The organism is Bacillus sp. FSL L8-0654, assembly GCF_038629965.1.
Taxonomy (GTDB): domain Bacteria; phylum Bacillota; class Bacilli; order Bacillales; family Bacillaceae; genus Bacillus; species Bacillus safensis.
Window position 1 is genome coordinate 1,793,729 of the sequence record NZ_CP152026.1, and the last position, 25,112, is coordinate 1,818,840.

22 protein-coding genes are annotated in these 25,112 nt (G+C 43.6%); 5 read left to right on the forward strand and 17 right to left on the reverse strand.

Annotation, left to right across the window (positions count from 1 at the left end):
- Positions 1-102 precede the first annotated feature (102 nt).
- Complete coding sequence (locus MHH65_RS09085; RefSeq protein WP_197172895.1) at positions 103-1,623, forward strand: MDR family MFS transporter; 1,521 nt, start codon at positions 103-105, stop codon at positions 1,621-1,623.
- A 38-nt stretch (positions 1,624-1,661) separates the two neighbouring features.
- Here the strand turns inward: MHH65_RS09085 and MHH65_RS09090 are convergent, their stop codons facing one another.
- The 5 genes from MHH65_RS09090 to MHH65_RS09110 form a co-directional block, all read right to left on the reverse strand.
- Positions 1,662-2,531, reverse strand: coding sequence for a class II fructose-bisphosphate aldolase (locus MHH65_RS09090; RefSeq protein ID WP_268414591.1), 870 nt, complete (start codon positions 2,529-2,531; stop codon positions 1,662-1,664).
- 2 nt (positions 2,532-2,533) lie between these two features.
- Entirely contained in the window at positions 2,534-2,992 is a 459-nt protein-coding gene (locus MHH65_RS09095) for a fructose PTS transporter subunit IIA (RefSeq protein ID WP_024427781.1), read from the reverse strand.
- Positions 2,993-3,007: 15 nt separating this feature from the next.
- The gene (locus MHH65_RS09100) at positions 3,008-4,423 is read right to left on the reverse strand and encodes a PTS fructose transporter subunit IIBC (RefSeq protein WP_268414592.1); all 1,416 of its coding nucleotides are present in this window, start codon (positions 4,421-4,423) and stop codon (positions 3,008-3,010) included.
- A 13-nt stretch (positions 4,424-4,436) separates the two neighbouring features.
- Positions 4,437-5,351, reverse strand: coding sequence for a 1-phosphofructokinase (gene pfkB, locus MHH65_RS09105; RefSeq protein WP_098677258.1), 915 nt, complete (start codon positions 5,349-5,351; stop codon positions 4,437-4,439).
- A gap of 130 nt (positions 5,352-5,481) precedes the next feature.
- Positions 5,482-6,258: a MurR/RpiR family transcriptional regulator gene (locus MHH65_RS09110; RefSeq protein ID WP_024425669.1), complete on the reverse strand. Its 777-nt coding sequence runs from the start codon at positions 6,256-6,258 to the stop codon at positions 5,482-5,484.
- A 159-nt stretch (positions 6,259-6,417) separates the two neighbouring features.
- Between MHH65_RS09110 and MHH65_RS09115 the strand changes: the two genes are divergently transcribed.
- Complete coding sequence (locus MHH65_RS09115) at positions 6,418-7,824, forward strand: phospholipase D family protein (RefSeq protein ID WP_098677257.1); 1,407 nt, start codon at positions 6,418-6,420, stop codon at positions 7,822-7,824.
- Positions 7,825-7,832: 8 nt separating this feature from the next.
- Here MHH65_RS09115 and MHH65_RS09120 read toward each other — a convergent pair whose 3' ends face one another.
- From MHH65_RS09120 to MHH65_RS09130, 3 genes are read right to left on the reverse strand one after another with little or no spacing between them, the layout of a single operon-like run.
- Positions 7,833-8,318 (reverse strand): DMT family transporter, encoded by a 486-nt coding sequence (locus MHH65_RS09120; RefSeq protein WP_034284003.1) that lies wholly within the window; start codon positions 8,316-8,318, stop codon positions 7,833-7,835.
- Positions 8,319-8,339: 21 nt separating this feature from the next.
- The gene (locus MHH65_RS09125) at positions 8,340-9,020 is read right to left on the reverse strand and encodes a cyclic nucleotide-binding domain-containing protein (protein ID WP_098677256.1); all 681 of its coding nucleotides are present in this window, start codon (positions 9,018-9,020) and stop codon (positions 8,340-8,342) included.
- Positions 9,021-9,033: 13 nt separating this feature from the next.
- Positions 9,034-9,459 carry a DMT family transporter gene (locus tag MHH65_RS09130; RefSeq protein WP_098677255.1) on the reverse strand — a complete coding sequence of 142 codons (426 nt, stop codon included), beginning with the start codon at positions 9,457-9,459 and terminating at the stop codon, positions 9,034-9,036.
- A 211-nt stretch (positions 9,460-9,670) separates the two neighbouring features.
- On the opposite strand from MHH65_RS09130, the gene MHH65_RS09135 reads away from it, so the two are divergent.
- On the forward strand, positions 9,671-11,098 hold the full coding sequence (locus tag MHH65_RS09135; RefSeq protein WP_025093179.1) for an aldehyde dehydrogenase family protein: 1,428 nt from the start codon (positions 9,671-9,673) through the stop codon (positions 11,096-11,098).
- Between the two features lie 71 nt (positions 11,099-11,169).
- On the opposite strand, the gene MHH65_RS09140 is transcribed toward MHH65_RS09135, so the two are convergent.
- The gene (locus MHH65_RS09140) at positions 11,170-11,568 is read right to left on the reverse strand and encodes a DUF3221 domain-containing protein (protein ID WP_255290977.1); all 399 of its coding nucleotides are present in this window, start codon (positions 11,566-11,568) and stop codon (positions 11,170-11,172) included.
- Positions 11,569-11,828: 260 nt separating this feature from the next.
- On the opposite strand from MHH65_RS09140, the gene MHH65_RS09145 reads away from it, so the two are divergent.
- The gene (locus MHH65_RS09145; protein ID WP_024427773.1) at positions 11,829-13,649 is read left to right on the forward strand and encodes an assimilatory sulfite reductase (NADPH) flavoprotein subunit; all 1,821 of its coding nucleotides are present in this window, start codon (positions 11,829-11,831) and stop codon (positions 13,647-13,649) included.
- A gap of 33 nt (positions 13,650-13,682) precedes the next feature.
- Entirely contained in the window at positions 13,683-15,401 is a 1,719-nt protein-coding gene (gene cysI / locus MHH65_RS09150) for an assimilatory sulfite reductase (NADPH) hemoprotein subunit (RefSeq protein ID WP_098677253.1), read from the forward strand.
- A gap of 28 nt (positions 15,402-15,429) precedes the next feature.
- Here the strand turns inward: cysI and MHH65_RS09155 are convergent, their stop codons facing one another.
- From MHH65_RS09155 to MHH65_RS09190, 8 genes are read right to left on the reverse strand one after another with little or no spacing between them, the layout of a single operon-like run.
- The gene (locus MHH65_RS09155) at positions 15,430-17,364 is read right to left on the reverse strand and encodes an AMP-binding protein (RefSeq protein ID WP_098677252.1); all 1,935 of its coding nucleotides are present in this window, start codon (positions 17,362-17,364) and stop codon (positions 15,430-15,432) included.
- Between the two features lie 13 nt (positions 17,365-17,377).
- Positions 17,378-18,901 carry an acyl-CoA carboxylase subunit beta gene (locus tag MHH65_RS09160; protein ID WP_098677251.1) on the reverse strand — a complete coding sequence of 508 codons (1,524 nt, stop codon included), beginning with the start codon at positions 18,899-18,901 and terminating at the stop codon, positions 17,378-17,380.
- 18 nt (positions 18,902-18,919) lie between these two features.
- Positions 18,920-19,702 (reverse strand): enoyl-CoA hydratase, encoded by a 783-nt coding sequence (locus MHH65_RS09165; RefSeq protein WP_046311349.1) that lies wholly within the window; start codon positions 19,700-19,702, stop codon positions 18,920-18,922.
- A 12-nt stretch (positions 19,703-19,714) separates the two neighbouring features.
- On the reverse strand, positions 19,715-20,623 hold the full coding sequence (locus MHH65_RS09170) for a hydroxymethylglutaryl-CoA lyase (protein ID WP_098677250.1): 909 nt from the start codon (positions 20,621-20,623) through the stop codon (positions 19,715-19,717).
- Between the two features lie 11 nt (positions 20,624-20,634).
- A complete protein-coding gene (locus MHH65_RS09175; protein ID WP_034284022.1) occupies positions 20,635-20,850 on the reverse strand; it encodes an acetyl-CoA carboxylase biotin carboxyl carrier protein subunit in 216 nt (71 codons plus the stop codon).
- On the reverse strand, positions 20,847-22,196 hold the full coding sequence (locus tag MHH65_RS09180; RefSeq protein WP_061109558.1) for an acetyl-CoA carboxylase biotin carboxylase subunit: 1,350 nt from the start codon (positions 22,194-22,196) through the stop codon (positions 20,847-20,849). Before MHH65_RS09180 ends, MHH65_RS09175 begins: the two co-directional genes overlap by 4 nt.
- An 8-nt stretch (positions 22,197-22,204) precedes the next feature.
- Positions 22,205-23,842 carry an AMP-binding protein gene (locus tag MHH65_RS09185; RefSeq protein ID WP_111927474.1) on the reverse strand — a complete coding sequence of 546 codons (1,638 nt, stop codon included), beginning with the start codon at positions 23,840-23,842 and terminating at the stop codon, positions 22,205-22,207.
- A gap of 42 nt (positions 23,843-23,884) precedes the next feature.
- A complete protein-coding gene (locus tag MHH65_RS09190; protein ID WP_034624340.1) occupies positions 23,885-25,027 on the reverse strand; it encodes an acyl-CoA dehydrogenase family protein in 1,143 nt (380 codons plus the stop codon).
- Positions 25,028-25,112 lie beyond the last annotated feature (85 nt).

Consider the following 25,112-nt stretch of genomic DNA (forward strand, 5'->3'; position numbering starts at 1 on the left):
AAAATCAATTTATCTTGATCATCAAGATAAATGTTCTCTTACTTTATGGTTAAGTTGATCATAGCAAAAATAATGAGAGAACGTAAGCAGGAGGTAAATGAAATGAATCAGGTGGATAAAGGCAAGGCATCCACTCGCTTTGTTGTCATCGGTTTGCTGTTAGGGATTTTTATGGCAGCGATGGACAATACCATTGTTGCAACAGCAATGGGAAGCATCGTAGCAGATTTAGGCAGTTTTGATAAATTTGCTTGGGTGACGGCTTCTTATATGGTGGCAGTGATGGCGGGAATGCCTATTTACGGAAAGCTTTCTGATATGTATGGTCGAAAGCGTTTTTTTCTGTTTGGACTTATTTTCTTTTTAATTGGATCAGCGCTGTGCGGTATCGCACAAACGATGGATCAGCTCATTATTTACCGAGCCATTCAAGGGCTTGGGGGCGGTGCACTTCTTCCGATCGCATTTACGATTATCTTCGACATCTTCCCGCCTGAAAAGCGCGGAAAAATGTCTGGTATGTTTGGAGCAGTCTTTGGTTTATCAAGTGTACTCGGACCGCTTTTAGGTGCTATTATTACGGATTCGATCGGCTGGCATTGGGTTTTCTATATTAATGTGCCAATTGGTATTGTCAGTGTCTTCTTGATCGCTAGATACTATCAGGAATCGCTTGAACATCGTAAGCAGAAAATCGACTGGTCAGGTGCTATTACACTTGTCGTTGCGGTTGTCAGCTTAATGTTCGCGCTTGAGCTTGGCGGTAAATCTTATGCTTGGGATTCGGTGCAAATCCTCACACTTTTTGCTGTGTTTCTTGTGTTCGGTACGATCTTCTTTATTGTTGAGCGTAAGGCTGAAGAGCCAATTATCTCATTTTGGATGTTTAAAAATCGATTATTTGCAACATCTCAAATTTTGGCGTTTTTATATGGCGGGACATTTATTATTCTTGCTGTCTTTATTCCTATTTTCGTGCAGGCGGTGTACGGTGAATCTGCGACAAGTGCAGGGTTCATTTTAACACCGATGATGATTGGATCAGTCATTGGCAGTATGATTGGCGGAACGATGCAGACGAAAGTGCCTTTCAGACGTCTTATGACTATTTCTGTCATTTCATTTTTCGCTGGGATGCTGCTGCTTGCCAATATGTCACCAGATACAGCAAGACTGTGGCTCACACTCTTTATGATGATATCAGGCTTTGGCGTCGGGTTCAGCTTCTCCCTTCTGCCGTCAGCTTCAATGAATGATCTTGAGCCGCGTTACCGAGGCAGTGCAAACTCGACCAATTCATTTATGAGATCACTTGGAATGACGCTCGGTGTTACAATTTTCGGAACGATTCAAACCAATGTGCTGACAAATCGTTTAGCTGATGCCTTTAGCGGAATGAAAGGAGCCCCTTCTCAAATAAGCGATCCACAGGCTATTTTCCAAGAAGGTGCCCGCTCACAAATTCCGACTGATATTTTAAATAAAGTCATCGATGCGATGTCACAAAGTATTACGTACGTATTTTTGCTTGCATTATTCCCGATTGCACTTGCGGCGATTACGGTCGTATTTATGGGAAATGCACGGGTACGCACATCTAATGAAATGAAGGAAAACGAATAATGTGAAAAAGCAGAGCGATAGCGGCTCTGCTTTTTTTCTTATTGATATAACGGATGGGCTTTGCCCTCACTGCCAACGATTCGTATTTTCGATTGGACCATGTCTTTCGCTGCTTGTTTTGCTTTTTGTAAATACATACGCGGATCTAAGCTTTCAGGTTCGTTTGAGAAATGATCACGTATCGCTTCGGAATATGCATTTTTCAGTTCAGTTGAGACATTCACCTTTGCCATTCCAAGTGCAACGCATCGCTTGACATCCTCATCTGGTACAGCGGAACCACCGTGCAGGACAAGTGGTACATCGACCAACGCTGCAATTTGTTCAATGCGGGCAAAGTCAATATTCGGCACCCCTTTATAAATGCCATGGGCAGTACCAATCGCAGGCGCTAAAGTAGGCACCCTAGTTTCTTCTACAAATTGACGGCATTCTGATGGAACGGCTTTTTCAGCATCTTTTTCATCGACGACGATATCATCTTCTACGCCGCCTACCTTGCCTAGCTCTGCTTCGACATTCACACCGACTTTTAAGGCAAGATCCACGACTTCTTTTGTGCGGCGTACATTTTCTTCATATGAATGCATAGATGCATCGATCATAACGGATGTATATCCGGCCCTGATACAGGTGAGAATCACATCAAAGTCTGTGCAGTGATCCAGGTGAAGACCGATTGGGATTTGATATTGATCAGCCGCCGCCTTCACTGTATCTGCAATTGCTTTTGCTCCAAGAGATTGAACCGTTCCAACCGTTGTTTGCAAAATCACAGGTGACTTTAATTCTGCAGCAGTTTCGAGCACCCAATAGATACTGTCAAAGGAGTGTACATTGAATGCCACAATTCCGTATTTTTCTTTTTTCGCAGCCTCAAGCATTGGTGTTGTTGAAAGTAAAGGCATGATCAAACATCCTCTCTAGTTAAAATATCCGTTTCTAATACAGCAAGCATGTCTTCATTTGTTCTTGTTTCCAGCAGTTTTTGACGTTTCGTTTCATCCATTAAGCCTCGTGAAAGGGCTGAAAGAGCTTTTAAATGAGTCGTCCCTGCTTCACTTTTAGGGATCAGTAAGGATAAGAAGAAAAAGCAAGGCTTCCCATCAAAAGCGTCCCATTCAATTCCTGTTTCCGTGCGGACGATCACAAGTGCTGGTTTCGTGATGGCTTCTGTTTGTGTATGCGGAATGGCAAATCCATCTTGAAATCCGGTTGTACTAAGTGCTTCCCTTTCCGCTAAGCCTTTTTTGACATCCTCTGGTGAGGTGCAAATACCTGCTTTGTAGGCAATGTCAGCAATGGCTGCGAACACGCCAGCCTGTGAAGAAGCTGTTTCGTGAAGATTCATATAGATATGTTCCATCATTTCTCCTCCTCCGTTTTAAACTGCGGGGTTGTCTATTTTTTTACGGTAAAGTCCGTAGAGAATCGCACCTACTAGTGAGCCGATTAGTATGGAAAGCACCCATTGGAATGCACCTGTGACAACTGGAAGAACAAGGAATCCACCATGCGGAGCTGGAACCTGTACGCCAAACAAATATGTCAATATAGCAGAGATGGCAGAGCCAAACATGATAATTGGCAGGACAACGACCGGGTTTTTGGCCGCAAATGGGATGGCTCCTTCTGTAATATGTGTCGCTCCTAGAATATAGTTGATTGCCCCTGCATTTCGTTCTTGTGGCGTGAAATGTTTTCGGAAAATCGTTGTGGCAATCGCAATGATAAGCGGCGGTGTGATACATGCTGCTGACACACCTGCCATGAAGTAAAGGTTACCTTCTGCAAGTAAAGCCGTTCCTGTGACATAGGCTGCTTTGTTAAAGGGTCCGCCCATATCAAATCCACACATTGCTCCAACAATTAAGCCTAAAAGCAGCGGATTTGTGGATTGTACAGATGAAAGAAAGTCCATTAAGGAATTATTTAGCCCTGTAATTGGAACTAACAACGGGGTCATGACAGCCCCAATTAAGAAAATACCGATGACAGGATAGATGAAGATTGATTTTAATCCATCAAGTGATGCTGGTAATTTTTGAAGCAAGAATTGAAGCAATAAAATGATATATCCTGCTGCAAAACCTGCGATAATACCACCTAAGAATCCAGCACCTCCATCATTTGCAAGGAGACCACCTATAAATCCGACGACCATCCCTGGGCGTTTTGCGATCGAATCAGCGATAAATGCTGCTAAAATTGGTACCATTAAGCTGAAGCCAAGTCCTCCAATGCTTTTCAAATAGGCAGCAAACGGATGATACGTTTCGTGCTTAGGATCAGCAGAGTAGATACCAAATAAGAAAGAAAGGGCAATTAAGACCCCGCCTCCAACGACAAATGGCAGCATGTGTGATACACCATTCATTAAGTGCTTATAGATGGTGTGTATCCATTTATTTGCCGACTTTTGTTGAGAGGATGAAGGAGCAGATGGTTTTTCTGTTCCAGAAGCTCTTCCTTTCACTTGATGAACGGGAGCATCTCCATTTATAATGCTCTGGATCAGCTCAGCCGGCGTGCGAATGCCTTTGGCTACAGGCACTTCAATCAGTGGTTTGCCGTGAAAACGATCTGTATTTACATCTTTGTCAGCTGCCACAATGACCCCATCTGCTTCCATAATGTCTTGATCAGTTAAAGCGTTTTCAATTCCTACTTGACCATGCGTTTCGACTTTAATGTCGACCCCTAGCTGCTCAGCAGCGATTTTTAATGCTTCAGCTGCCATAAATGTGTGTGCAATACCTGTTGGACAGCCGGTTGCAGCGACAATTTTTTTACGGCTCATGTGTTATTCCCCCTTATATCTTCTGAATGTGTACTTGCTCAATCAATGAATCAATATCTTGTAAATCACTTAAGCCTTTTGAAAACGCAGTGGATGCTCCCGTTGCAATGCCGTAGCGTAAGCATTCTTCAGGTGAATGTTCTTCAAGGTGTTTACTAAGAAAAGCTGCGAGCATCGCATCTCCAGAACAAGCTGTGTTTACGACAGTGCCTGTTGGTGCGTTTCCTTTAAACACTGCGTCCTTCGTAATGAATAAAGCCCCTTCTCCCCCGCGGGAAATAAGCACTTGCTCTGCACCCATCTCAATGAGCTTCTCTCCTGATTGAATGAGTTCTTTTTCTGACAAAGGATGTGTTTTGCCGAAAAAAGCTGCAATTTCTTCTTCATTCGGTTTTAATAAATACGGCTTGTATTGAAGCGTCTCAAGAACAGCTGCTGAGCTTGTGTCTAAAATGAACTTGACCTTCTGTTGATGACAAATAGCTGCTACTTCTGAAAAGATGCTGGCAGGAACGCCTTTTGGCAGACTGCCTGACATGATGAGGATGCCTCCCTGCGGGATAGCCGCAATTTTCTCACGAAAGGCGTGAAGCGCTTTTTCTTCAATCGCTGGGCCTTGATTCACGAGCTTGTATTCTTCTGTCGTATTAATAAAAACATTAATGCGTGTAATGCCTTCAACCGAGATAAAATCGGTCTGAATGGAGAGATCCTTTAAAGATTGTTCAATATAAGAGCCTGAAAATCCAGCAATAAATCCTAGTGCAGTGCTGGTGAAGCCATATTTCTTTAGCATAATTGACACGTTCACGCCTTTTCCATTCGGCTGATAATCTTCATCTTCTGTGCGATTGACTGCATTTGCCCGCATTTCTTTTAATGCAATATATAGGTCAATAGCAGGATTTAAGGTGCAGGTATAAATCAATTGGTTTCACCTTCTTTCTTTTCTCTAAAGAAAGTATCTCATACGATTCAGTGAAAATGTTTTCAGAATGTGTAAAGGTTTTCATGAGAAAAAGCCTTCCAGATCAAAGTCTCGAAGGCTTTCTTATTGGTTATTTCATTCGGATCACATAGGCGTCAAGTAAAATACGGGCAATGACATGAAGAGACAGGCGGGATCTGACTTCATAATCTGGGAAGAAAGATTGTTCCCCTTTATATCCGACTAGTGTCATATCTGATATTTTGCTTAATGTAGAATCTATTCTTGTCGTCACCGTAATGGTTGTGACTTGCTTCATACTGAGGTTTTGACACGCTTCAACAAGCTCAGCTGTTTCGCCATTTAATGAAACAAAGATGGCAAGCTCACTTTTTTCAATGTCTCGCGATTTCAGCCGAATGATATTCGGATCGTCGTGTACTTCACATGTTTTCCCGATGAGCTGTAATTTGATGGTCATTTCTTTGGCGATCATCTCTGAGAAGCCTCTGCCGAAAATATAAATTTTGTCTGCATTATGTATTTTTTGAACGGCATCTTCAATTTGTCCAATACTTTGCAGCTGTATCGTTTTTAAAACCTCTTCTTCATTTTTCCGAATTGCTAGTTTGATGTCTTCATCAATATTTTTGAGCTGGTCGCTTGCATCTGTCATTTTCTTTTCTTGTTTCAATCGATATTTAAAGGATGTATAGCCGTTATAGCCAATTTTTTTCATCAGTCTGACAATCGTGGCCGTTGATACATTGGCTCTTTCGCTTAAAGTGACAATGGATAAGGTGGAGATATCCTCTAAATGCTGGTGAATATAATTGAGTAAATATCGTTCTGTTTCACTTAACGTTTGATATACATCACTTGGGATGTTAAATAATGATTCATTCAAATCGATTCCCCCTTATTCATTTCATACTATAATTAAATGCCCAATAAAAACAAGATGATTCTTTTGTCATGTATTTAGATGAAAGGCGAAAATGAGTGAAATTTTATTTTTGACATAAACTAAAGAAAAGTTGTGTCTATGTGAAAGGAGCTGATCCGTATGCTTCATCTTTTGTTTTATCTGATCCTTCTCTATGTCGTTTATGTCTTTTTGACCGCATTTGTTTTGTTTTATTTACCGATCCAAAAAACATGCAAAGAACATTGTATCTATAAAGCTTCTTCGATCTCAGGAGACGATCAGGGCACAAATCAAGTGATGCTTCTTGACGATGGATTTGTGTCCGGTCAGGCCAGAATCCAAATGATTCGTGAGGCAAAGAGGAAGATCCGCCTTAGTTATTATTCCATCCAAAAGGGGAAAACAGCCGAATGGGTACTAGGTGCTTTAATTGAAGCTGCTGATCGAGGGGTGAAAGTTCAGCTGCTTTTAGACGGCATCTGCCACAGTTTGCGTGGACCGCTAAAAGATTTACGATATGCCGTGGCAAATCACCCGAACATGGCCATTCGTTTTTATGAGCCCTTTCGGTTATTTAAGCCATGGACGTGGCATAACCGCCTTCATGATAAGCTGCTGCTGGCAGATGGCCGAGTGGCTGTGATGGGCGGAAGAAATATCGGTGATAAATACTTTGCAGATCAGCCCCCTAAAGATTTTGCATTTGACCGCGATGTGCTGCTTTATAACGACAAAAAAGGAAAAGTATTAGATGAAATGGAGCAATACTTCGTTTATTTATGGAATCATGACTTTACGAAAAGAACAAAAGCAGTGTTCTCTAAACAAAAAGCAAAGAAAGGCTTAAAACTAAGAAAGAAACTGCTTAGATCCTATCAGGAGGCAGTGCATGCGAAAGAACCTTTTGTGATGTCGTCCTTTAATTGGGCAGCAGATGGCACCTCAGTAAAGCAGATTGCATTTTTTACAAATCCTGTGGAGCGCTTCAATAAGCGTCCTCTTGTGCTCAAAAAACTAAACGATCTAGCTCACCGGGCAAAGCGTTCTGTGCTCATACAGACGCCTTATGTCATCCCGACACGACCCATGAAAGACGGCCTCACTCCCTTAGCCAGCGGGATTCAAACGACAGTTGTCACGAATTCTCTCACAGCGACGCCAAATCCGTTAGCTTTTGCAGGTTACTTAAGCACGAAAAAGGAACTGATGAAAACAGGCGTTCATTTGTACGAATATGAAGGTCCGTATTCCATTCATGCGAAATCAATGGTCATTGATGATTATTTAAGTATTATTGGCACATATAATTTAGATGCGAGGTCTAGTTTTTTAAATACAGAGTCAATTTTGGTCATTGATAGTGCCCCTTTTGCGCTATCACTTACTCAGGCAATAGAACGTAAAATTTCCTATAGTATACTTGTCGCGAAGGACAAAGCAGCCTATAAAGCGGAGTCCTATGGGCAGAAAAAAAAGCCTTTGATGAAAAGGCTCCTTTTAAATGGTTTATCCGCGATAACTGTTCTATGGCGGCGGTTGATCTAAAGGGCAGCTTACTCTTGTGGCAGCCCTTTTTCTTCTGATTGATCCTCTTCTGCTGACTCCAATTTGGTCAATTTAAACACTAGGATCCCCGCAACAATTACAATGACACCTAATAGTTTTGCGGGAGAAAATTCCACTTTCTCTAACCCAAGCCAGCCAAGCGAATCGAACAAAAGCGCAGAACCGAGCTGTGAAATCAGGACAATCGAGATTCCATAAGTCGGACCAAGACGTTTGATACTTTGAACGAGGCAGATGACCACCCCTACTCCAATGGCTCCGCTCATCCAGTACCACGCTTCCATATGTCTTAATTGAAACATGCCGGTTCCTTCTAGCAAAAGACCCATCAAAAGTGAAGCAATAAAGCCCATACCTAGAACGAGAGTGGTCGTTGACCAAGAGCCTGTCTGCTCATTGACCTTACTGTTAAAAATGGTTTGTAAGCTGACGAGTGCGCCAGCCGTGATGGCTAATCCTATTCCTATGATCATGTCTGAATCCCTTCATTTCTTCTATTCATAAATGTTTCGCTCCGCTATTTCTAAGAGTCCTTCCCGGTCAAGAATCGTAATCTTCCCTCTTCGCCTCTCTATCAGCCCTTTTTCACAAAATTGCTGAATCACCCGGTTAATATGACGGTAGCTTGTACCAATTAAGCTCGCCGCATCAGTAAGACGCAGTGCGCTCGCGCTGTTATCCCCTGTTAACACAGACAATAAGTAGCTTGCGAGTCTGACCTCTACAGGGTATAAAAGGTGGAAGCTCAAATCGTTTGATTTCGTATAAAATTTGTTTGTGATGCCCTTTAGTAAAAAGGTTAACACGCGGGGGTCATCCTTCGCATGGCGCATGAGCGCTTGATGAGAAATCCTTAGCATATGTACTTCTGTGACAGCCTCCACTGTATTGACCATATCAGTCTGCTGAACGTATTCAATATCTCCAATCGCTTCAAGAGGATGTTTAAAACAAAGAATGAAGGTCTTTCCTTCTTTTGTGGTGGTGAAAATCTTTAATTTTCCTTTTACTAACAAGTACAAGTGCTCCCTCTGATCTCCCTTTGAACAAATCAGCTCACCTTGCTCATAGCGCCATAAGCTGACGTGTGATATGAGTTTCTGATGAAAGACGTTTTCTAATTCATGTGCCTTGAGATAAGTGGAAAATAGAGATTCATCATGAAGCTCCTCCATCTGACGCCCTCCTTTATAGCTTTAAAATGATGACGCCTGCGATCATCAATAGAATTCCTGCATAATGCTGCCATTTCATTTTCTTCTTCTGTACACCAAACCATCCTTTTGCATCGATTGCAAAGGTGAAAGCAAGCTGAGCAATGAGTAAAGCAGCGATGGTCAGTGTGACACCGATCATTTGAATCGCAGTCACTTCATTGAAAATAATAATGGCTGCAAATGCGCCTCCAATTAAATACAGTGGCTTCACCTTTCGATATTCCCTGAAGTGTCCGTCACGTACGATCAGTAAAATGATCAGTGCGATCATAAAGCCGGTCAGCTGCGTGATGGTTGCCGCCTGCCATGTGCCGATATCCTGGCTGATCCTTGCGTTTGCTACGCCTTGCAGTGTAATACAAGCGCCTCCTAATAAAGCGAAAATAACACCTTTCATTCGTTCAAATGCTCCTTCTTTTTCAGTCTAGTTCCATTAAAAGATAGATGCCCTGATGTTGAAAAGGACATATGTCCCACTTTGCGTATTATATCAGAAACTTTTTCTTTTACAGTTGCATCGTTTTAGATTTTTCACAGTGGGTACAGTTTTATATCACCTGAAAACAGAATATTGAATGGAATCACATATAAAAAGGAGACATGTCAGAATGAGAAATCAAGAGAAACATTTTATTAACGGAGAATGGATCGCATCAACAGGAAACGAAACGACGGAAGTCATCAATCCTGCTACAGAGGAAGTCATTGGCACCATTAGTTTAGGAACAAAAGAAGATTTAGATAAGGCAGTCAAAGCTGCTCGTGCCGCCTTCCCTTCTTTCTCAAAAACATCTCGAAATGAACGCGTAAAGATGCTGGAAAACATTGTGCGTGGCTACGAAAAGCGTAAGGATGAACTAATTGAAGTCATGACACAAGAGCTCGGTGCACCGCTGAAAGTATCGGAAGAGGTTCATTACAAAATGGGACATGAACATTTTTCTAAAGCAGCGGAAGCACTTAAATCGTATACATTTACTGAGGACCGCGGCGGGCACACTATTATAAAAGAAGCGATTGGTGTCAGCGGATTGATTACACCTTGGAATTTCCCAACAAATCAAACATCACTTAAAATCGCGGGTGCCATTGCAGCTGGCTCACCAGTTGTCTTAAAGCCTGCGGAAATTACACCTTTTGCCGCAATGATTCTTGCAGACATCATTGATGAAGCTGGCGTACCGAAAGGCGTCTTCAACCTAGTTAACGGAACTGGTGATGTCATTGGTGACGGCATTAGCTCACACCCTGATATTGACTTTGTTTCATTTACGGGATCAGGTGCTGTCGGCTCTAAAATAATGGAAAATGCTGCAGACAATATTAAGAAAGTGGCTCTTGAGCTCGGCGGGAAATCCCCTCTTATCGTCTTAGATGATGCAGATGTGGATGAGGCAGCCGAAACAGCCGTTCATCATATTGCGATGAATACAGGTCAAGTGTGTTCCGCAGCTACACGTGTGCTGATTCCAGAATCAATGAAAGACGCATTTGAAAAAGCGCTGCTGAATGCCCTGCCGAAGTTTACAGTTGGTGATCCGAGAGAAGATCACGCCACTGGCCCGCTTGTCTCCAAAAAGCAATGGGATACCGTGCAGTCTTATATTGAAAAAGGAATTGAAGAAGGTGCTCACCTGCTTGCTGGGGGAACTGGTAAGCCGGACGGACTAGACAAAGGATATTTCGCCAAGCATACTATTTTCACAAATGTGAAAAATGATATGACCATTGCGCAAGAGGAAATATTCGGACCCGTCATGAGTGTGATCACATATCAAGACTTGGATCATGCCCTTGAGATTGCCAATGATACAGTGTACGGTCTTGCTGGCTATGTGGTTGGAAAAGATGAAAAAACACTAAAATATGTAGCTGAACATATTCGTGCCGGTCAAATTACCATTAACAACGCCGAAACAGATTACTTTGCCCCGTTTGGCGGCTTTAAGCAATCTGGTATCGGAAGAGAATGGGGAGACTTTGGGATCGAGGAATATTTAGAAGTGAAAGCTGTGATGGGACTTCCAACAGCATAATTTGAAAAAGGAGAAAAACTCTAAGGTTTTTCTCCTTTTTTCATGATAGAAAGAATCTGCCCCCTGCTCCCCTACTTATCCATCATGATTTTATATTTTTCGACCTTTGCTTTAGGAGGAAACGATTCTTGTAACTCATCAAACCAAACCTCAATCGTTTGACCCTGTGACAGCTCTTTAGAATCTACTTTTGTTAAATCCATAACGATGAGATCATTTTTATACTTTTCAATAAGAAGATGGGTTTTCAATGAATCATCGCTTTTTAATGGCGTTTTATTGTTTATAAGAAGTAAATTCGTCTCCCCTTTTCTTAGCAGGATGCCTTTTTTTGAAAAAGATGCTGTTGTTTTATTCTGATTGTATGAATCTTTTATATTGTCCTTTGGAGAATTGCACGCTACTAATAAAATGAGAAAAATCAAGATGACAAGCCGAAAACATTTTATATTTTTAAACTTTATCTGCATCAACTTTCATACACCCCTTTTCAATCCCTTACGATCGCTTCTTCATTCAAAACGGCCCATTTTTCTTAAGGTGCTTTATACAGTTAAGCGATTGACCTTCAAGTTCTGTCACTTTGCAAAGGTATTAGAAATCTTAATCATGACAATCAATATTATATATTTTACTTAATGGCAAACTTTCGGTAAAGTTCAAATTGAACCTATATATATAATTCCTATCGAATTAATCTATGTTTATATACCTTGTGAGGTGGATATCGTTGCAACTTCATGTATTGAACAGTCCGTTTAGTCAGGAGCAGGCAGAACTGCTTAATCAGCTGCTTCCGACTTTAACAGATCAGCAAAAAATTTGGCTTACCGGTTATTTATCAGCACAGGCAGCTTTAGCCGGATCAGAAAATACTGCCCTAGCCCCTTCTCTTTCTGCCGCAGCACCAGCGCAGCCTATCAGCAAAGATGTGACCGTCCTTTATGGCTCACAAACAGGCAATTCTGAAGGGTTAGCAAAAAAGACAGCGCAGCATCTTGAAGAGAAAGGTTTTCAAGTGACGCTCTCTTCTATGTCAGATTTTAAACCAAATAGTCTGAAAAAAATAAACAATTTACTGATTATCGTCAGCACACATGGCGAGGGAGATCCGCCTGATAATGCCCTTTCTTTCCATGAATATGTTCACGGCAGACGTGCACCAAAGCTTGATCATTTAAGCTTTTCTGTCCTATCACTTGGTGACAGCTCTTACGAATTCTTCTGTCAAACAGGTAAAGAATTTGATGAGCGCTTAAAAGAGCTTGGCGGAACGCGTCTTTTCGATCGAGTGGACTGTGATCTTGATTATGATGAGCCGTTTTCTGAATGGCTTCAAGGGGTGGCATCTTCACTTAGCGAAGGCGGAGCCGCAGCAGCCCCGCAGGAATCAGCTGAAGCAAACACTCAAACGGCTGCATCTGAATACTCAAGAACAAATCCTTTTTATGCTGAAGTGCTTGAAAATATCAATCTAAATGGCCGCGGTTCTAACAAAGAAACCCGTCATTTGGAGCTTTCTCTTGAAGGATCAGGACTTGTTTATGAGCCGGGTGACAGCCTTGGTATTTATCCAACAAATGATCCTGCGCTTGTTGATGAATTGATCACAACATGCGGATGGAATGCAGAGGAAGCCGTAACCGTTCATAAAAACGGCGACACGCTTCCTTTAAAAGAAGCACTTACCTCTCATTTTGAGATTACCGTATTGACAAAACCTCTTCTTCAAAAGATGGCGTCCTTTACAAAAAGCGAAGCCTTGCAGGCCCTTTTAGAAGAAGGAAACGAAGAAAAGTTAAAAGCATATATAGCAGGAAGAGATTTAGTAGATGCTGCTCGTGATTTCGGTCCTTTTGAAGGAACAGCGGCAGATTTCACTGCCATTTTAAGAAAAATTCCGGCTCGCCTTTATTCCATTGCAAGCAGCCTGAAAGCAAATGAAGAAGAAGTTCATTTGACGATCGGTGCTGTGAGATATGATGCTCACGGAAGAGAACGTCAAGGTGTCTGCTCAATCTTATGTGCGGAGCGCTTAGAGCCAGGTGATAAGCTGCCTGTTTATATCCAGCACAATCAAAACTTTAAGCTTCCTGAAAACCCTGAAGCACCGATCATTATGGTAGGACCAGGCACAGGCATCGCCCCTTTCCGTTCCTTTATGCAGGAGCGCGAGGAAGTCGGTGCAGACGGAAAGTCATGGTTGTTCTTCGGTGATCAGCACTTTGTGACGGATTTCTTATATCAAACCGAATGGCAAAAGTGGTTAAAAGATGGTGTGTTAACGAAAATGGATGTGGCTTTTTCAAGAGATTCAGAGGAAAAAGTATATGTCCAGCACCAAATGAAGAAACAAAGTAAAGAATTATTCGAATGGCTGGAGCAAGGTGCCTATGTATATGTCTGCGGAGATGAAAAACATATGGCGCATGATGTTCATAATACCCTTCTATCAATCATCCAAGAAGAAGGTGCGATGAGCAAAGAGAAAGCTGAAAGCTATCTAGCCAACTTGCAGCAGCAAAAACGCTATCAGCGTGACGTATATTGATTGAATGCTTGAAAGAAAGGAGCTTTTACTTACATGGTGAAGACAGCATTAACAGTGCCGGATGGACCTCCGAGCGACGTAGAGGAAATCAAAGAAAAAAGTGATTATTTACGGGGTACTTTAAAAGAAGTGATGCTTGATCCGATTTCAGCAGGTATTCCTGATGATGACAACCGTCTGATGAAGCATCACGGCAGTTATTTACAGGATGATCGTGACCTGAGAAATGAACGGCAAAAACAAAAGCTTGAGCCTGCCTATCAATTTATGCTGCGCGTCCGCCTGCCTGGAGGAATTGCTACATCCAAACAGTGGCTTGTAATGGATGAGCTTGCTCATCAATACGGAAACGGTACGTTAAAGCTGACAACTCGTGAAACCTTTCAGCTTCACGGTATTTTAAAATGGAACATGAAAAAGACCATTCAAGACATTCATTCCACTATGCTTGATACGATCGCTGCTTGCGGCGATGTGAACCGTAATGTCATGTGTACATCAAACCCCTATCAATCAGAAGTACACCATGATGTATACGAGCTCGCCAAAAAATTAAGTGATGACCTGCTTCCGCAAACAAGAGCGTACCATGAAATTTGGCTTGATGAGGAAAAGGTAGCAGCAACGCCTGATACAGAGGTTGAGCCGATGTATGGTCCGCTTTATTTGCCAAGAAAATTCAAGATTGGTGTGGCGGTCCCTCCTGCTAACGATATTGATGTGTTTTCGCAGGATTTAGGCTTCATTGCGATTATTGAAAATGATCAATTGGTCGGTTTTAATGTCGCGATTGGCGGCGGAATGGGCATGACTCATGGTGATACAGCGACCTATCCTCAGCTCGCAAAAGTAATTGGCTTTTGTACACCGGAACAAGTTGTAGAGATTGCCAAACAAGTGATCACCATTCAGCGTGACTATGGAAACCGTTCGGTAAGAAAAAATGCCCGCTTTAAATATACAGTGGACCGCCTCGGTCTTGAGAATGTAAAAGAAGAGCTGGAACGCCGCCTTGGATTTACCCTATTAGATGCAAGAGATTATCACTTCGATCATAACGGTGACCGCTATGGCTGGGTAAAAGGCATCAATGGCAGATGGCATTATACGATGTTTGTAGAAGGCGGACGCATCACGGATTACGATGACTACCCGCTGATGACAGGCATTCGTGAAATCGCGAAGATTCATACAGGTGACTTCCGCTTAACAGCGAATCAAAATTTGATCATTGGAAACGTCACATCTCACAAAAAGAAACAAATCGAGCAGCTCATTGAGGAGTTTGGTTTGTCAGATGGACAGCAGCACTCTGCACTGCGCCGCAGTTCAATGGCCTGTGTTGCTCTTCCGACATGCGGCTTAGCAATGGCAGAGGCAGAACGCTACCTCCCGCGCTTGATTGACAAAATTGAAGAGATTGTCGAAGAAAATGGCTTAAGTGATAAAGAAATCACGATTCGTATGACTGGATGTCCAAATGGATGCGCCCGTCATGCGCTTGGTGAAATTGGCTTTATCGGGAAATCACCTGGTAAATACAACATGTATCTTGGCGCTGCGTTTGATGGCAGCAGATTAAGTAAACTGTACCGAGAAAATGTAGGAGAAGAAGACATTTTAAACGAGCTTGGCTCTCTTCTCCCCCGCTATGCAAAAGAACGCGAGGAACATGAACATTTCGGTGATTTTGTGATTCGGGCAGGTATTGTAAAAGAAACAACAGATGGCACGAATTTTCATGTGCAATAAAAAAGACAGGATGCTCTCCTGTCTTTTTTTATGGATTTTGTTTTCTTTTCAAGTATTCGCAAATGCTGTTATACACATCAGGATTATCTAGAGACGAAAGATCTGGTGAATGCTGCTGTTCATAAGCTCCTTTTAATAAACGACGGACGATTTTTCCGTTTCTTGTTTTCGGTAAAGCTGAAATGAGATGAATTTCCTTTGGTGTGAGCGCTTTTCCCGCATATGAACCAACATGTATTTTGAGCTCTTGAATGAATGCTGCTTCTTCGAAAGACTGTGAACTTGCCACAATGAAACAAACTAGTGCTTCTCCCTTCACCTCATCCTTTACTCCAATCACAGCAGCCTCATGTACGGCTGGATGCCCGACAAGAATGGATTCAATTTCAGCTGGACCAATGCGTTTACCAGCTGTATTAATGACATCATCCGATCTGCCCGTGATATGGAATGCGCCATCCTCTGATTGCATCACCCAATCACCGTGTGTCCACACCCCATCAAATCGTTTGAAATAGGTGTCTTCATATCGCTTCGGATCTTTCCAAAACCCACATGTCATGCCGACCCACGGCTTTTTCACAACAAGCTCTCCTACTTCATTCAGGACGCTCTCTCCTGCCTCATTATACACATCTGCCGCCATTCCTAAGATTGCCGCATTAAAAAGGATCGGTTTGATTGGGCGAAGCAGCGTACTTCCTACAATTCCGCCAGAAACCTCTGTTCCCCCTGAGTAATTTAAGATCGGAATGTGCTTTTGACCAATGGTGTCAAAAAGCCATTGCCATGGTGCTTCATTCCACGGTTCACCTGTAGAAATGATGGCTTTCACGTGCGGCAGCTCAATGTCTGAAAGGTTTTGCTGCATCGCAGATCGAACAAAAGTAGGTGAAAGTCCAAAATGGGTGACTTTTTGATCGTGGATGAATGACCAAATGTGCTGTTCATCTGGATAATCGGGGGCGCCGTCATATAAAACAATTGCAGCTCCATTGATCAAGCCGCCAAAGACGAGAAAGGGACCCATCATCCATCCCATGTCTGTGAGCCAAAACAAACGGTCTCCTTTTGCAACGTCCATACAAAGACCGGCATCAAAAGCCGCTTTTACAGGAAAGCCTGCGTGTGTATGGACAGCCCCTTTGGGTGTACCGGTTGTTCCAGACGTGTATAAGATCATAAGGGGATCTTCATTTGAAAGATAAGTCGTTTCACTCATTGGTTCTTCTTTTAACAAATCGTTTAGCTGAATATCCTCTTTATATCCAGTAGAAGAGGAAGCATGTACAATGACTGATTGGACAGTCTTGGTTTTGTCGATCGCTTCTGCCGCACATTCACGCATGTTGATCGTCTTTCCCCGGCGCGTCACGCTAGAGCCTGTGACGACAATGGTTGCACCTGATGCACGAATACGTACGGCAAGAGGTTCGCTTCCATAGCCAGAAAAAACCGGGCTAAAGATGACACCAATCTTTGCAAAGGCAAGCATGACGGCAGCCGTTTCCGGAAGCATCGGCATATAAATGACCGCCACATCCCCTTTTTGTATTCCCTTCTTCAAAAAACCAGCAGCGAGACGATTGACCTTTTCCTGAAGTTCGAGGAACGTCCATCTTCTCTCTTCTCCCGCTTCATTTCTCCAAATCACAGCTGGTTGATGCTGGGTTTCTTCATTCTCTGCCCATTTGTCAACAGCCGTTTCGACCACGTTGAGCCGGCCGCCTTTATACCAATTGGGCCACATGAATGAATCTTGGCCTAATGCGGCTTCATACGGCTCCTTCCACACGATGCCGACCGCCTTTTCGGCTTCTCTCCAAAACCAATCGGTGCGCTTGATACTAGCTTGATAGAACGCATCATAAGTAGAAAAACCAAGTGAATGCATCCATTTGTAAAGGCGTGTTTGTTTCATCATCTGCTCTTCGGGTATCCACGCTGGTTTTAGGTTCATCATGAGGCCGCCCCCTTTAGACCGGATAAACCGGGTGTTTTCGTCTTGTAAATGTCATCTCTTTAGAGGTATAGGCTTGTAATCTATGACAAAGCTCATCTCGCAAATGGTCAAATGGGATGACACCATCGACAATCATTTCAGAGGCAAGCTCATATATATTCATATCTTCCTGGTATTCCTTGCGTTTCTCTTGTATAAATGCCGCCCTCTCTTCTGCAGGCAGTTCGGCAATTTTATTCGCATAGACAGCATTTACAGCGGCTTCTGGCCCCATGACAGCAATTTGCGCAGATGGAAGAGCGAGACAGCAGTCCGGTTCAAAGGCTGGACCTGCCATTGCATATAAACCTGCACCGTATGCTTTACGAACAATGACGGATATTTTCGGAACTGTTGCCTCCGACATGGCTGAAATCATTTTCGCCCCGTGCCTGATAATGCCTGCTTGTTCCACTTTTGTTCCGATCATAAACCCCGGTATATCGGCAAGGAAAAGGAGTGGAATATGAAAGGCGTCACATAGCTGAATAAACTTGGCGGCTTTGTCGGCTGAGTCATGGAATAAAACGCCGCCTTTTACCCTCGGCTGGTTGGCAATAAGACCGACAGGCTGACCATTCATACGGCCAAAGCCTGTGATCAATTCTGCGGCAAACAGCTTTTTGATTTCAAAAAATGATCCTTCATCAATAAGTAAATCAATGAGCTGATACATATCAAAAGGGGTATTCTGCCCCTTAGGGATAAGGTCCTGGAGGGTGATCTCTGATGGTTTAGGTGCGATTGCGGCTGCCCGTTTTGGTTTTTCTGTATAGTTGGCAGGCATGTAAGTTAAATAAGTGCGGGCGGTTTGAATGGCTTCTTCCTCTGTTTTTGCTAAAATATCGCCGCATCCAGAAATGCTGCAATGCATTTTTGCCCCGCCCATTTCTTCAAGTGATACTTTCTCTCCAATCACCATTTCGGCCATTCGCGGTGAGCCTAAGTACATTGAGGCATTCCCTTCGACCATGACGACGATGTCACAAAAAGCAGGAATGTAAGCACCTCCGGCTGCCGAAGGACCAAATAGTAAACAAATTTGCGGAATACGTCCAGACAGCTTCACCTGGTTATAAAAAATGCGGCCTGCGCCTCTTCTGCCTGGAAACATGGCGATTTGATCGGTGATTCTAGCACCCGCAGAGTCAACTAAATACAGCATTGGGCAGTTGAGCTTTTCGGCTGTTTCCTGGATTCTAATGATTTTTTCTACCGTTTTGACGCCCCATGATCCTGCCTTGACGGTAGAATCATTTGCCATGACGCAAACAGTCTGCCCATTCATCCGCCCCGTCCCTGTGACAACACCATCTGCTGGTAAATGTTCATCTTGACACTCGGCAAACATGGCATCCTCAATGAAAGAATCTTCATCTAATAACAACTGGAGGCGGTCACGGACGAACAATTTTCCTTTTTCTTTGTTTTTTTGATGGTATCGCTCAGCCCCGCCTTTTACAATCCGTTGTTTTTTCAGTTCATATTCTTCGATCATACCCATTCCCCTTTCTTGCTACCTGCCTCTGTATTGAGGCGTGCGTTTTTCTTGGAAGGCTTGAAGACCTTCCGTTCGATCTTCTGTCTCAATGAGCCGTAGATAGGCTTCGTATTCCTTTGTCAAACCTGTATGCAAATCGTGATCAAGGCTTGATTGAATCGCTTGTTTCGCTTCTTTTAAGGCAAGCGGGCCATTTTTGATGATTTGTTTTGCAAGAGAGATGGCCTCGTTCATGAGGGAATCTGCTAAAGAGATATGCTCAATGAGCCCGATTTGAATGGCTTCTTCTGCTTGTAATGATGCGCCTGTGAAAATAAGTTCTTTTGCTTTACCGAGTCCAATGAGGCGCGGAAGCCGCTGCGTCCCTCCGGCTCCTGGTATGATAGCTAGTCCTGTTTCTGGCAGGCCGAGTCTTGCTCCGGCTCGTGCAATGCGGAGATCACAAGCGAGCGCGAGCTCAAGTCCTCCGCCTAGTGCGTGTCCGTTCATCACTGCAATGACAGGTACAGGAATAGATTCAATCTCGATAAACGTTTGCTGAATCGAAAGAACAGCGCCTTTTGCTTCTGCTTCTGTCATCAATCGTCGTTCTTTTAAATCTGCTCCAGCGCAAAAGACTTTAGAACCGGCTCCTGTAATGAGCAGACAGCGAATGCTTTCATCGTGTTTGATTTCTTGAATGATTTGATTGATCTCCTCCAGCATTAGAGCAGATAGGGAATTCGCTTGTTCTGGCCTGTTTAAGGTCATGATGCCGATCTGTTCATCTTGTATCGAAAAATGGACCAATGATGTCATGTTATTCATCCTTTATGAAGTAGTCTGAGAGTGAAAAGCGCGTAAACAGTGACTAGGCAGGGTTCGATCTACTTTTGCTTCAATCCATTCTGCCGCTTTAATTAATGCAGGAAGGTGAATATTTGTCTCAATTCCTAGTTTTTGAAGCATATGCACCACATCTTCTGTCGCCACATTTCCGCTGGAACCAGGTGCATAAGGACATCCGCCAAGCCCGCCGCTGGAGGAGTCAAATATGGTAATCCCTGCTTTTAATGCCGTATAAATATTGGCAAGAGCCATCCCCTTCGTATCATGAAAATGAAGAGCGATTTTATCAGCAGGAAAACGTTCAAGTAAAATGTCTAAGCGCCTTTCTACTTGAAGCGGATGGGCTTCACCGATGGTGTCACCGAGAGATATTTCATCAATGCCATAAGAAAGCAAAATCTCCGTTAACCGGAGGACTTGATCCATTGGCACTTGTTTTTCATACGGGCAGCCAAACACAGTGGAAATATACGCGCGCGTGTTTTTTCCTGCTGCTTTTAAATCAGCTGTCATTTGTTTGATAACAGGAAGTGTTTCATGGATGGATTGATTCATATTTTTCTTGTTATGTGTTTCACTCGAAGAGATAAACATAGCGCCTGTGTCAAGATTGGCTTCAAAAAAATGAGCTAAGCCTTTTTCATTGGGAATGAGTGCTGCATAGGTGATGTCGTCTTTTTTGTTAAAGGATTGGGTGAGTTCTTTGGCATCTTTTAAGGCTGGAACCCATTTAGGATGAACAAATGATGTGACTTCAATATAAGGGAGCTGGGCTGCTGCGAGCAGGTCAATCCACGTTCGCTTCTCGCCTGTGTCCAGCCAGACTGATTCATTTTGCAGTCCGTCCCGCGGGCCGACCTCCCTGATAATCACACTCTTTGGTAATGCCATCTGGCTCCCTCCTATTCTGTCAGTTCTAGAAGAACCTCTCCTTCATCGACAAACTCTCCCTCTGCCTTATGCACTTTGCTGATGGTTCCGGTCTCTTCAGCAACGATCGGAATCTCCATTTTCATTGATTCTAAGATGGCAACCTCCTGTCCTTTTTGCACTTCATCGCCTTGTTTCACAAGAAGCTTCCATAAGTTTCCGGCCATTTGAATCGTGACAGTTTTCATGAACGGTTTCCCTCCCTTTTTTTCATGAGAAAATCGGTTGTGATGCTGCCTTGTAAGAAAGCAGAAGATCCGGCCATTTCCCTTAAAAGCGGTAAGTTGGTTTTGATCCCTTCTATTTCATATGCTTGTAATGCCCCTTTTAATCGTTCTATTGCAAGTTTTCGCGTATCACCGTAAACGATCATTTTCGCAATCATTGGATCGTAAAAAGGGGTAATGAGGCTTCCATTTGTCACACTTGACTCATGACGGATATACGGAGCTTCAGGTGTGGAGAGCCGAGTGATTGTTCCTGGTGATGGATAAAAGGTGACGGGATCTTCCGCATAAATTCTAACCTCGATGGCATGACCGATTTGATGAATATCCTCCTGATTAAAGGAAAGCGGCTCACGTGCAGCGATTTTCAGCTGCTCCTCAACAAGGTCAATGCCTGTAATTTCTTCTGTGACAGGATGCTCTACTTGTAATCTCGTGTTCATTTCTAGGAAATAAAATTGTTGATGCTGATCGACTAAACATTCAATCGTTCCTGCATTTTCATACCCAATCGCTTTGGCTGCTTTGACGGCCATCTCCCCCATTTGATGTCTCACCGATTCTTCGAGACAGGCGGCTGGTGCTTCTTCAATGATTTTTTGATGTCTTCGCTGGAGTGAACAGTCGCGCTCAAATAAGTGGACCCCATGGCCGAAGGAATCAAAAAGGACCTGAATTTCAATGTGACGCGCGTTTTCAATGACCTTTTCCATATACAGCGTCCCATCGTTGAAAAAGCTTTGCGCTCTTTTTTGATTCCCTTCAAAAGCCCTGTACAGCTCATCGTCATTTTGCACGAGCTGCATGCCAATTCCTCCGCCCCCGCTTGATGCCTTGAGCATGATCGGATAACCGAGTGACTGCGCTTGACTGACCCCTTCTTCTGCATCATGCAGCGGAGCTGAAACGCCTGGTACAATGGGGATACCTGCTTGAGCCATCGTTTTTCTTGCTTCAATTTTATTCCCCATTCGCTGAATGACTTGTGCGGATGGGCCAATAAAGGCGATTCCTTCGCTGCGGCAGCGTTCTGCAAAGGCTGCATTTTCTGATAAGAGGCCATATCCTGGGTGGATGGCATCTGTATTTGTCTGTTTGGCTGCCCTAATGATTGCTTCCATGTTTAAATAGCTTTCAGATACTTTCGCGCCTCCAATCGGATAGGCGCTGTCTGCTTCTTGCACATGAAGTGCATGTTGATCTGCTTCTGAATAAACGGCGACGGTGTAGATCCCGAGCCTTTTACACGTTCGAATAATTCGCCGGGCAATTTCGCCTCGATTTGCAATCAGTACTTTTTGAAACATTGCTGCCTTCACTCCTTTATTAGATCAAGCGCCTGCTTTTTCAGACGAAATTTTTGAATCTTCCCTGATGCAGTCATTGGATACTCGTCAGTGATGAAAAAATATTTAGGAATTTTGTAGCGTGCCATTTGCGACTGACAATAGCTGGTGAGTGTCTCAATTGTCACCGTCCTACCTTTTTTAAGCCGAATGAATGCGGCGGCTTCTTCTCCATACGTCTCGTCAGGTATACCAACGACCTGTGCATCAAGAATATCCGGATGAGTATAAAGAACATCCTCAATCTCTTTTGGATAAACATTCTCCCCGCCTCTAATGATCATATCTTTCAGCCGTCCTGTGATTTTCACATAGCCGTCCTCATCCATCTCTGCTAAATCACCCGTATGAAGCCAGCCGTCCTGGTCAATCACTTCATTTGTGGCTTCTTCATTTTTATAGTAGCCTTTCATCACATGATAGCCTCTTGTACACAGCTCTCCTTGTTCTCCTCTTGGTACTTCCTCCGGCGTGCCTGGAACGGTGATTTTCACTTCAATGTGAGGAAGCGCCCGGCCGACCGTTTGAACCCGCCTTTCAAATGAATCATCCGTTCTTGTTTGGGTAATGACAGGAGAGCTTTCGGTCTGGCCGTAAGCAATCGTGAGCTCCTTCAGTCCCATTTGTTCAATGACGGCTTTCATCACATGGGATGGGCAAAGAGATCCTGCCATAATGCCCGTTCGTAATGTGGACAGATCGTATTGGTGAAAATTCGGATGGTCGAGCTCTGCAATGAACATTGTCGGGACGCCGTGAAGGACGGTGCACTTCTCTTTTTCTACGGTTTGAAGAACTCGCTCTGGGTGGAAGGATTCAATTGGAATGATCGTTCCTCCTTTTGTGAGACATGCAAGCACGCCAAGGACGGATCCAAAGCAATGAAAGAAAGGAACAGGGATACACATTCGGTCCTTTTGGGTGAGCTTCATACAATCTGCGATTTGGCTGGCATTGCAGACAATGTTTGTATGGCTGAGCATGACTCCTTTTGGATAGCCGGTTGTGCCTGAGGTATATTGCATATTAATGACGTCATCCGGTGCAAGCTCATCCATTCGTTTCTCCCACTCATGATCCTCTGTTCTTTTGGCAGCTGCTTGAATACTGTTCCAGCTGCGCATGCCCTTTGGCGTGTGCTCACCTATATAGACGACACTTTTTAAATAAGGAAAAGATGAGGATGTGATCTCTCCTTGATGAGCGTTTTGAAGCTCCGGTATGAGTTCATCAAGCATTTTGACATAGGATGTCTCTTTGAACCCGTCTACGATAAACAGCATGCTACTATCAGAGTGCTTGAGTAAATAAGCGAGTTCTTGTGATTGAAAGTTTGTATTCACGGTGACAAGAACGGCTCCAATCGACGCGCAGGCGAATTGCAGCATGAGCCATTCGGGTACATTGGGCGCCATGATGGCGATATGATCCCCTTTTTGAACCCCTAATGCCATAAGACCTTTTCCGGTTTCCTTGACTTCTCGATAAAACGCTTCATATGAATAACGTAAAGAACGTTCTGGATACACAATGGCTTCATGTCCTGGATGCTGCTCCCTTTTCTCTTTTAATAACGAGCCGATTGTCTGTGGATGAATCGACATCATGGCTTTCCTCCTCCATTGATGGTAAGCGTTTTCATTATCGGATTACGCTAACAGTTGTCTTGCGATGACTAGACGCTGAATTTCAGAGGTCCCTTCTCCAATTTCCATTAGCTTGGCATCTCTCACAAGCCGTTCTACACCACATTCTTTCATGTAGCCTGTTCCCCCGTGAATTTGAACAGCATCAAGACTTGCTTTTGTCGCCATTTCAGAAGCGAAGAGTTTGGCATAGGCAGCTTCTTTTGTAAACGGCTTGCCGTGATCTTTCAGCCAAGCGGCTTTCCAAACCATTTGTCTAGCGAGCTCTATTTGCATCGCCATATCTGCCAGCTTAAATTGAATCGCTTGGAAGGAAGAAAGAGTCTGCCCAAATTGCTTTCTTTCTTTTGCATGCGAGAGCGAAGCATCTAGTGCAGCTTGTGCGATGCCAACTGATAACGCAGCAATTGAAATGCGCCCCCCGTCTAATGTATATAAAAATTGCTTAAAGCCTTTCGCTGGGTCTCCTAAAATATTCTGGGCTGGTACACGTACACCGTCTAAAATGATTTCTGCTGTATCTGAACCGCGCACGCCCATTTTGTCATATGGATTTGTAATGGTCAGCCCTTTTTGCCCTTTCTCCACAATGAAGGCGGAGATGATCGGGCGGCCGTTTTCATCTTGATCCGAGACAGCAGTGACGATAATGGTTCTGGCAAAATTGGCGTTTGTGATCCAGCACTTTTCCCCGCTAATGACATACTCTTGTCCGTCTTTGACTGCTTTTGTTTTCGTCCCTTTTGCATCTGACCCTGCATTTGGTTCTGTTAATCCGAAGGAACCAAGTGCTGTTCCAGAAGCCAGCGGGACAAGGTGGTCCATCTTTTGTTCCTCTGTACCGAAGTAATAAAGCGGGCTTGCGCCTAAGGAGACGGCTGCGGCATAGCTAAGACCTGTACTGGCACACTGTTTTCCGATTTCTTCTACAGCGAGTGCATATGATATCGTATCTCCTCCTGAGCCGCCGTATTTCTCTGGAAAGGGGATGCCCATAAAGCCGAGCTCCCCCATTTTTTGAAACGTTTTGGCTGGGAATACGGCCTGTTTATCAATGGTTTGAGCGAGTGGTGCAATTTCTGCTTTGGCGAAATCTTTGACCATCTGGCGGATCATTTGTTGTTCTTTCGTTAATTCAAAATCCATCTTGCTTCCCCCTTTAGCTCTTTTCTATCATATTTATTAATCAAGCAGCTGCTTCATGCCAAGCTTGATTGAATTCAGAAAATTA

Coding starts and splice junctions, on each gene's coding strand:
- MHH65_RS09185 (WP_111927474.1), bottom strand. CDS start 23,842: ATGATGTCGATTCATCCACAGACAATCGGCTCGTTATTAAAAGAGAAA.
- MHH65_RS09100 (WP_268414592.1), bottom strand. CDS start 4,423: ATGAGCCGTAAAAAAATTGTCGCTGCAACCGGCTGTCCAACAGGTATT.
- MHH65_RS09090 (WP_268414591.1), bottom strand. CDS start 2,531: ATGCCTTTACTTTCAACAACACCAATGCTTGAGGCTGCGAAAAAAGAA.
- MHH65_RS09165 (WP_046311349.1), bottom strand. CDS start 19,702: ATGACATCATTGGTCCATTTTTCGATACAAGATGAACAGATCGGCATC.
- MHH65_RS09190 (WP_034624340.1), bottom strand. CDS start 25,027: ATGGATTTTGAATTAACGAAAGAACAACAAATGATCCGCCAGATGGTC.
- MHH65_RS09095 (WP_024427781.1), bottom strand. CDS start 2,992: ATGATGGAACATATCTATATGAATCTTCACGAAACAGCTTCTTCACAG.
- MHH65_RS09175 (WP_034284022.1), bottom strand. CDS start 20,850: ATGAAAACTGTCACGATTCAAATGGCCGGAAACTTATGGAAGCTTCTT.
- MHH65_RS09085 (WP_197172895.1), top strand. CDS start 103: ATGAATCAGGTGGATAAAGGCAAGGCATCCACTCGCTTTGTTGTCATC.
- MHH65_RS09160 (WP_098677251.1), bottom strand. CDS start 18,901: ATGATCGAAGAATATGAACTGAAAAAACAACGGATTGTAAAAGGCGGG.
- MHH65_RS09120 (WP_034284003.1), bottom strand. CDS start 8,318: ATGATCATAGGAATAGGATTAGCCATCACGGCTGGCGCACTCGTCAGC.
- MHH65_RS09155 (WP_098677252.1), bottom strand. CDS start 17,364: ATGATGAACCTAAAACCAGCGTGGATACCCGAAGAGCAGATGATGAAA.
- MHH65_RS09170 (WP_098677250.1), bottom strand. CDS start 20,623: ATGGCATTACCAAAGAGTGTGATTATCAGGGAGGTCGGCCCGCGGGAC.
- MHH65_RS09180 (WP_061109558.1), bottom strand. CDS start 22,196: ATGTTTCAAAAAGTACTGATTGCAAATCGAGGCGAAATTGCCCGGCGA.
- MHH65_RS09135 (WP_025093179.1), top strand. CDS start 9,671: ATGAGAAATCAAGAGAAACATTTTATTAACGGAGAATGGATCGCATCA.
- MHH65_RS09115 (WP_098677257.1), top strand. CDS start 6,418: ATGCTTCATCTTTTGTTTTATCTGATCCTTCTCTATGTCGTTTATGTC.
- cysI (WP_098677253.1), top strand. CDS start 13,683: ATGGTGAAGACAGCATTAACAGTGCCGGATGGACCTCCGAGCGACGTA.
- MHH65_RS09125 (WP_098677256.1), bottom strand. CDS start 9,020: ATGGAGGAGCTTCATGATGAATCTCTATTTTCCACTTATCTCAAGGCA.
- MHH65_RS09140 (WP_255290977.1), bottom strand. CDS start 11,568: ATGCAGATAAAGTTTAAAAATATAAAATGTTTTCGGCTTGTCATCTTG.
- MHH65_RS09130 (WP_098677255.1), bottom strand. CDS start 9,459: ATGAAAGGTGTTATTTTCGCTTTATTAGGAGGCGCTTGTATTACACTG.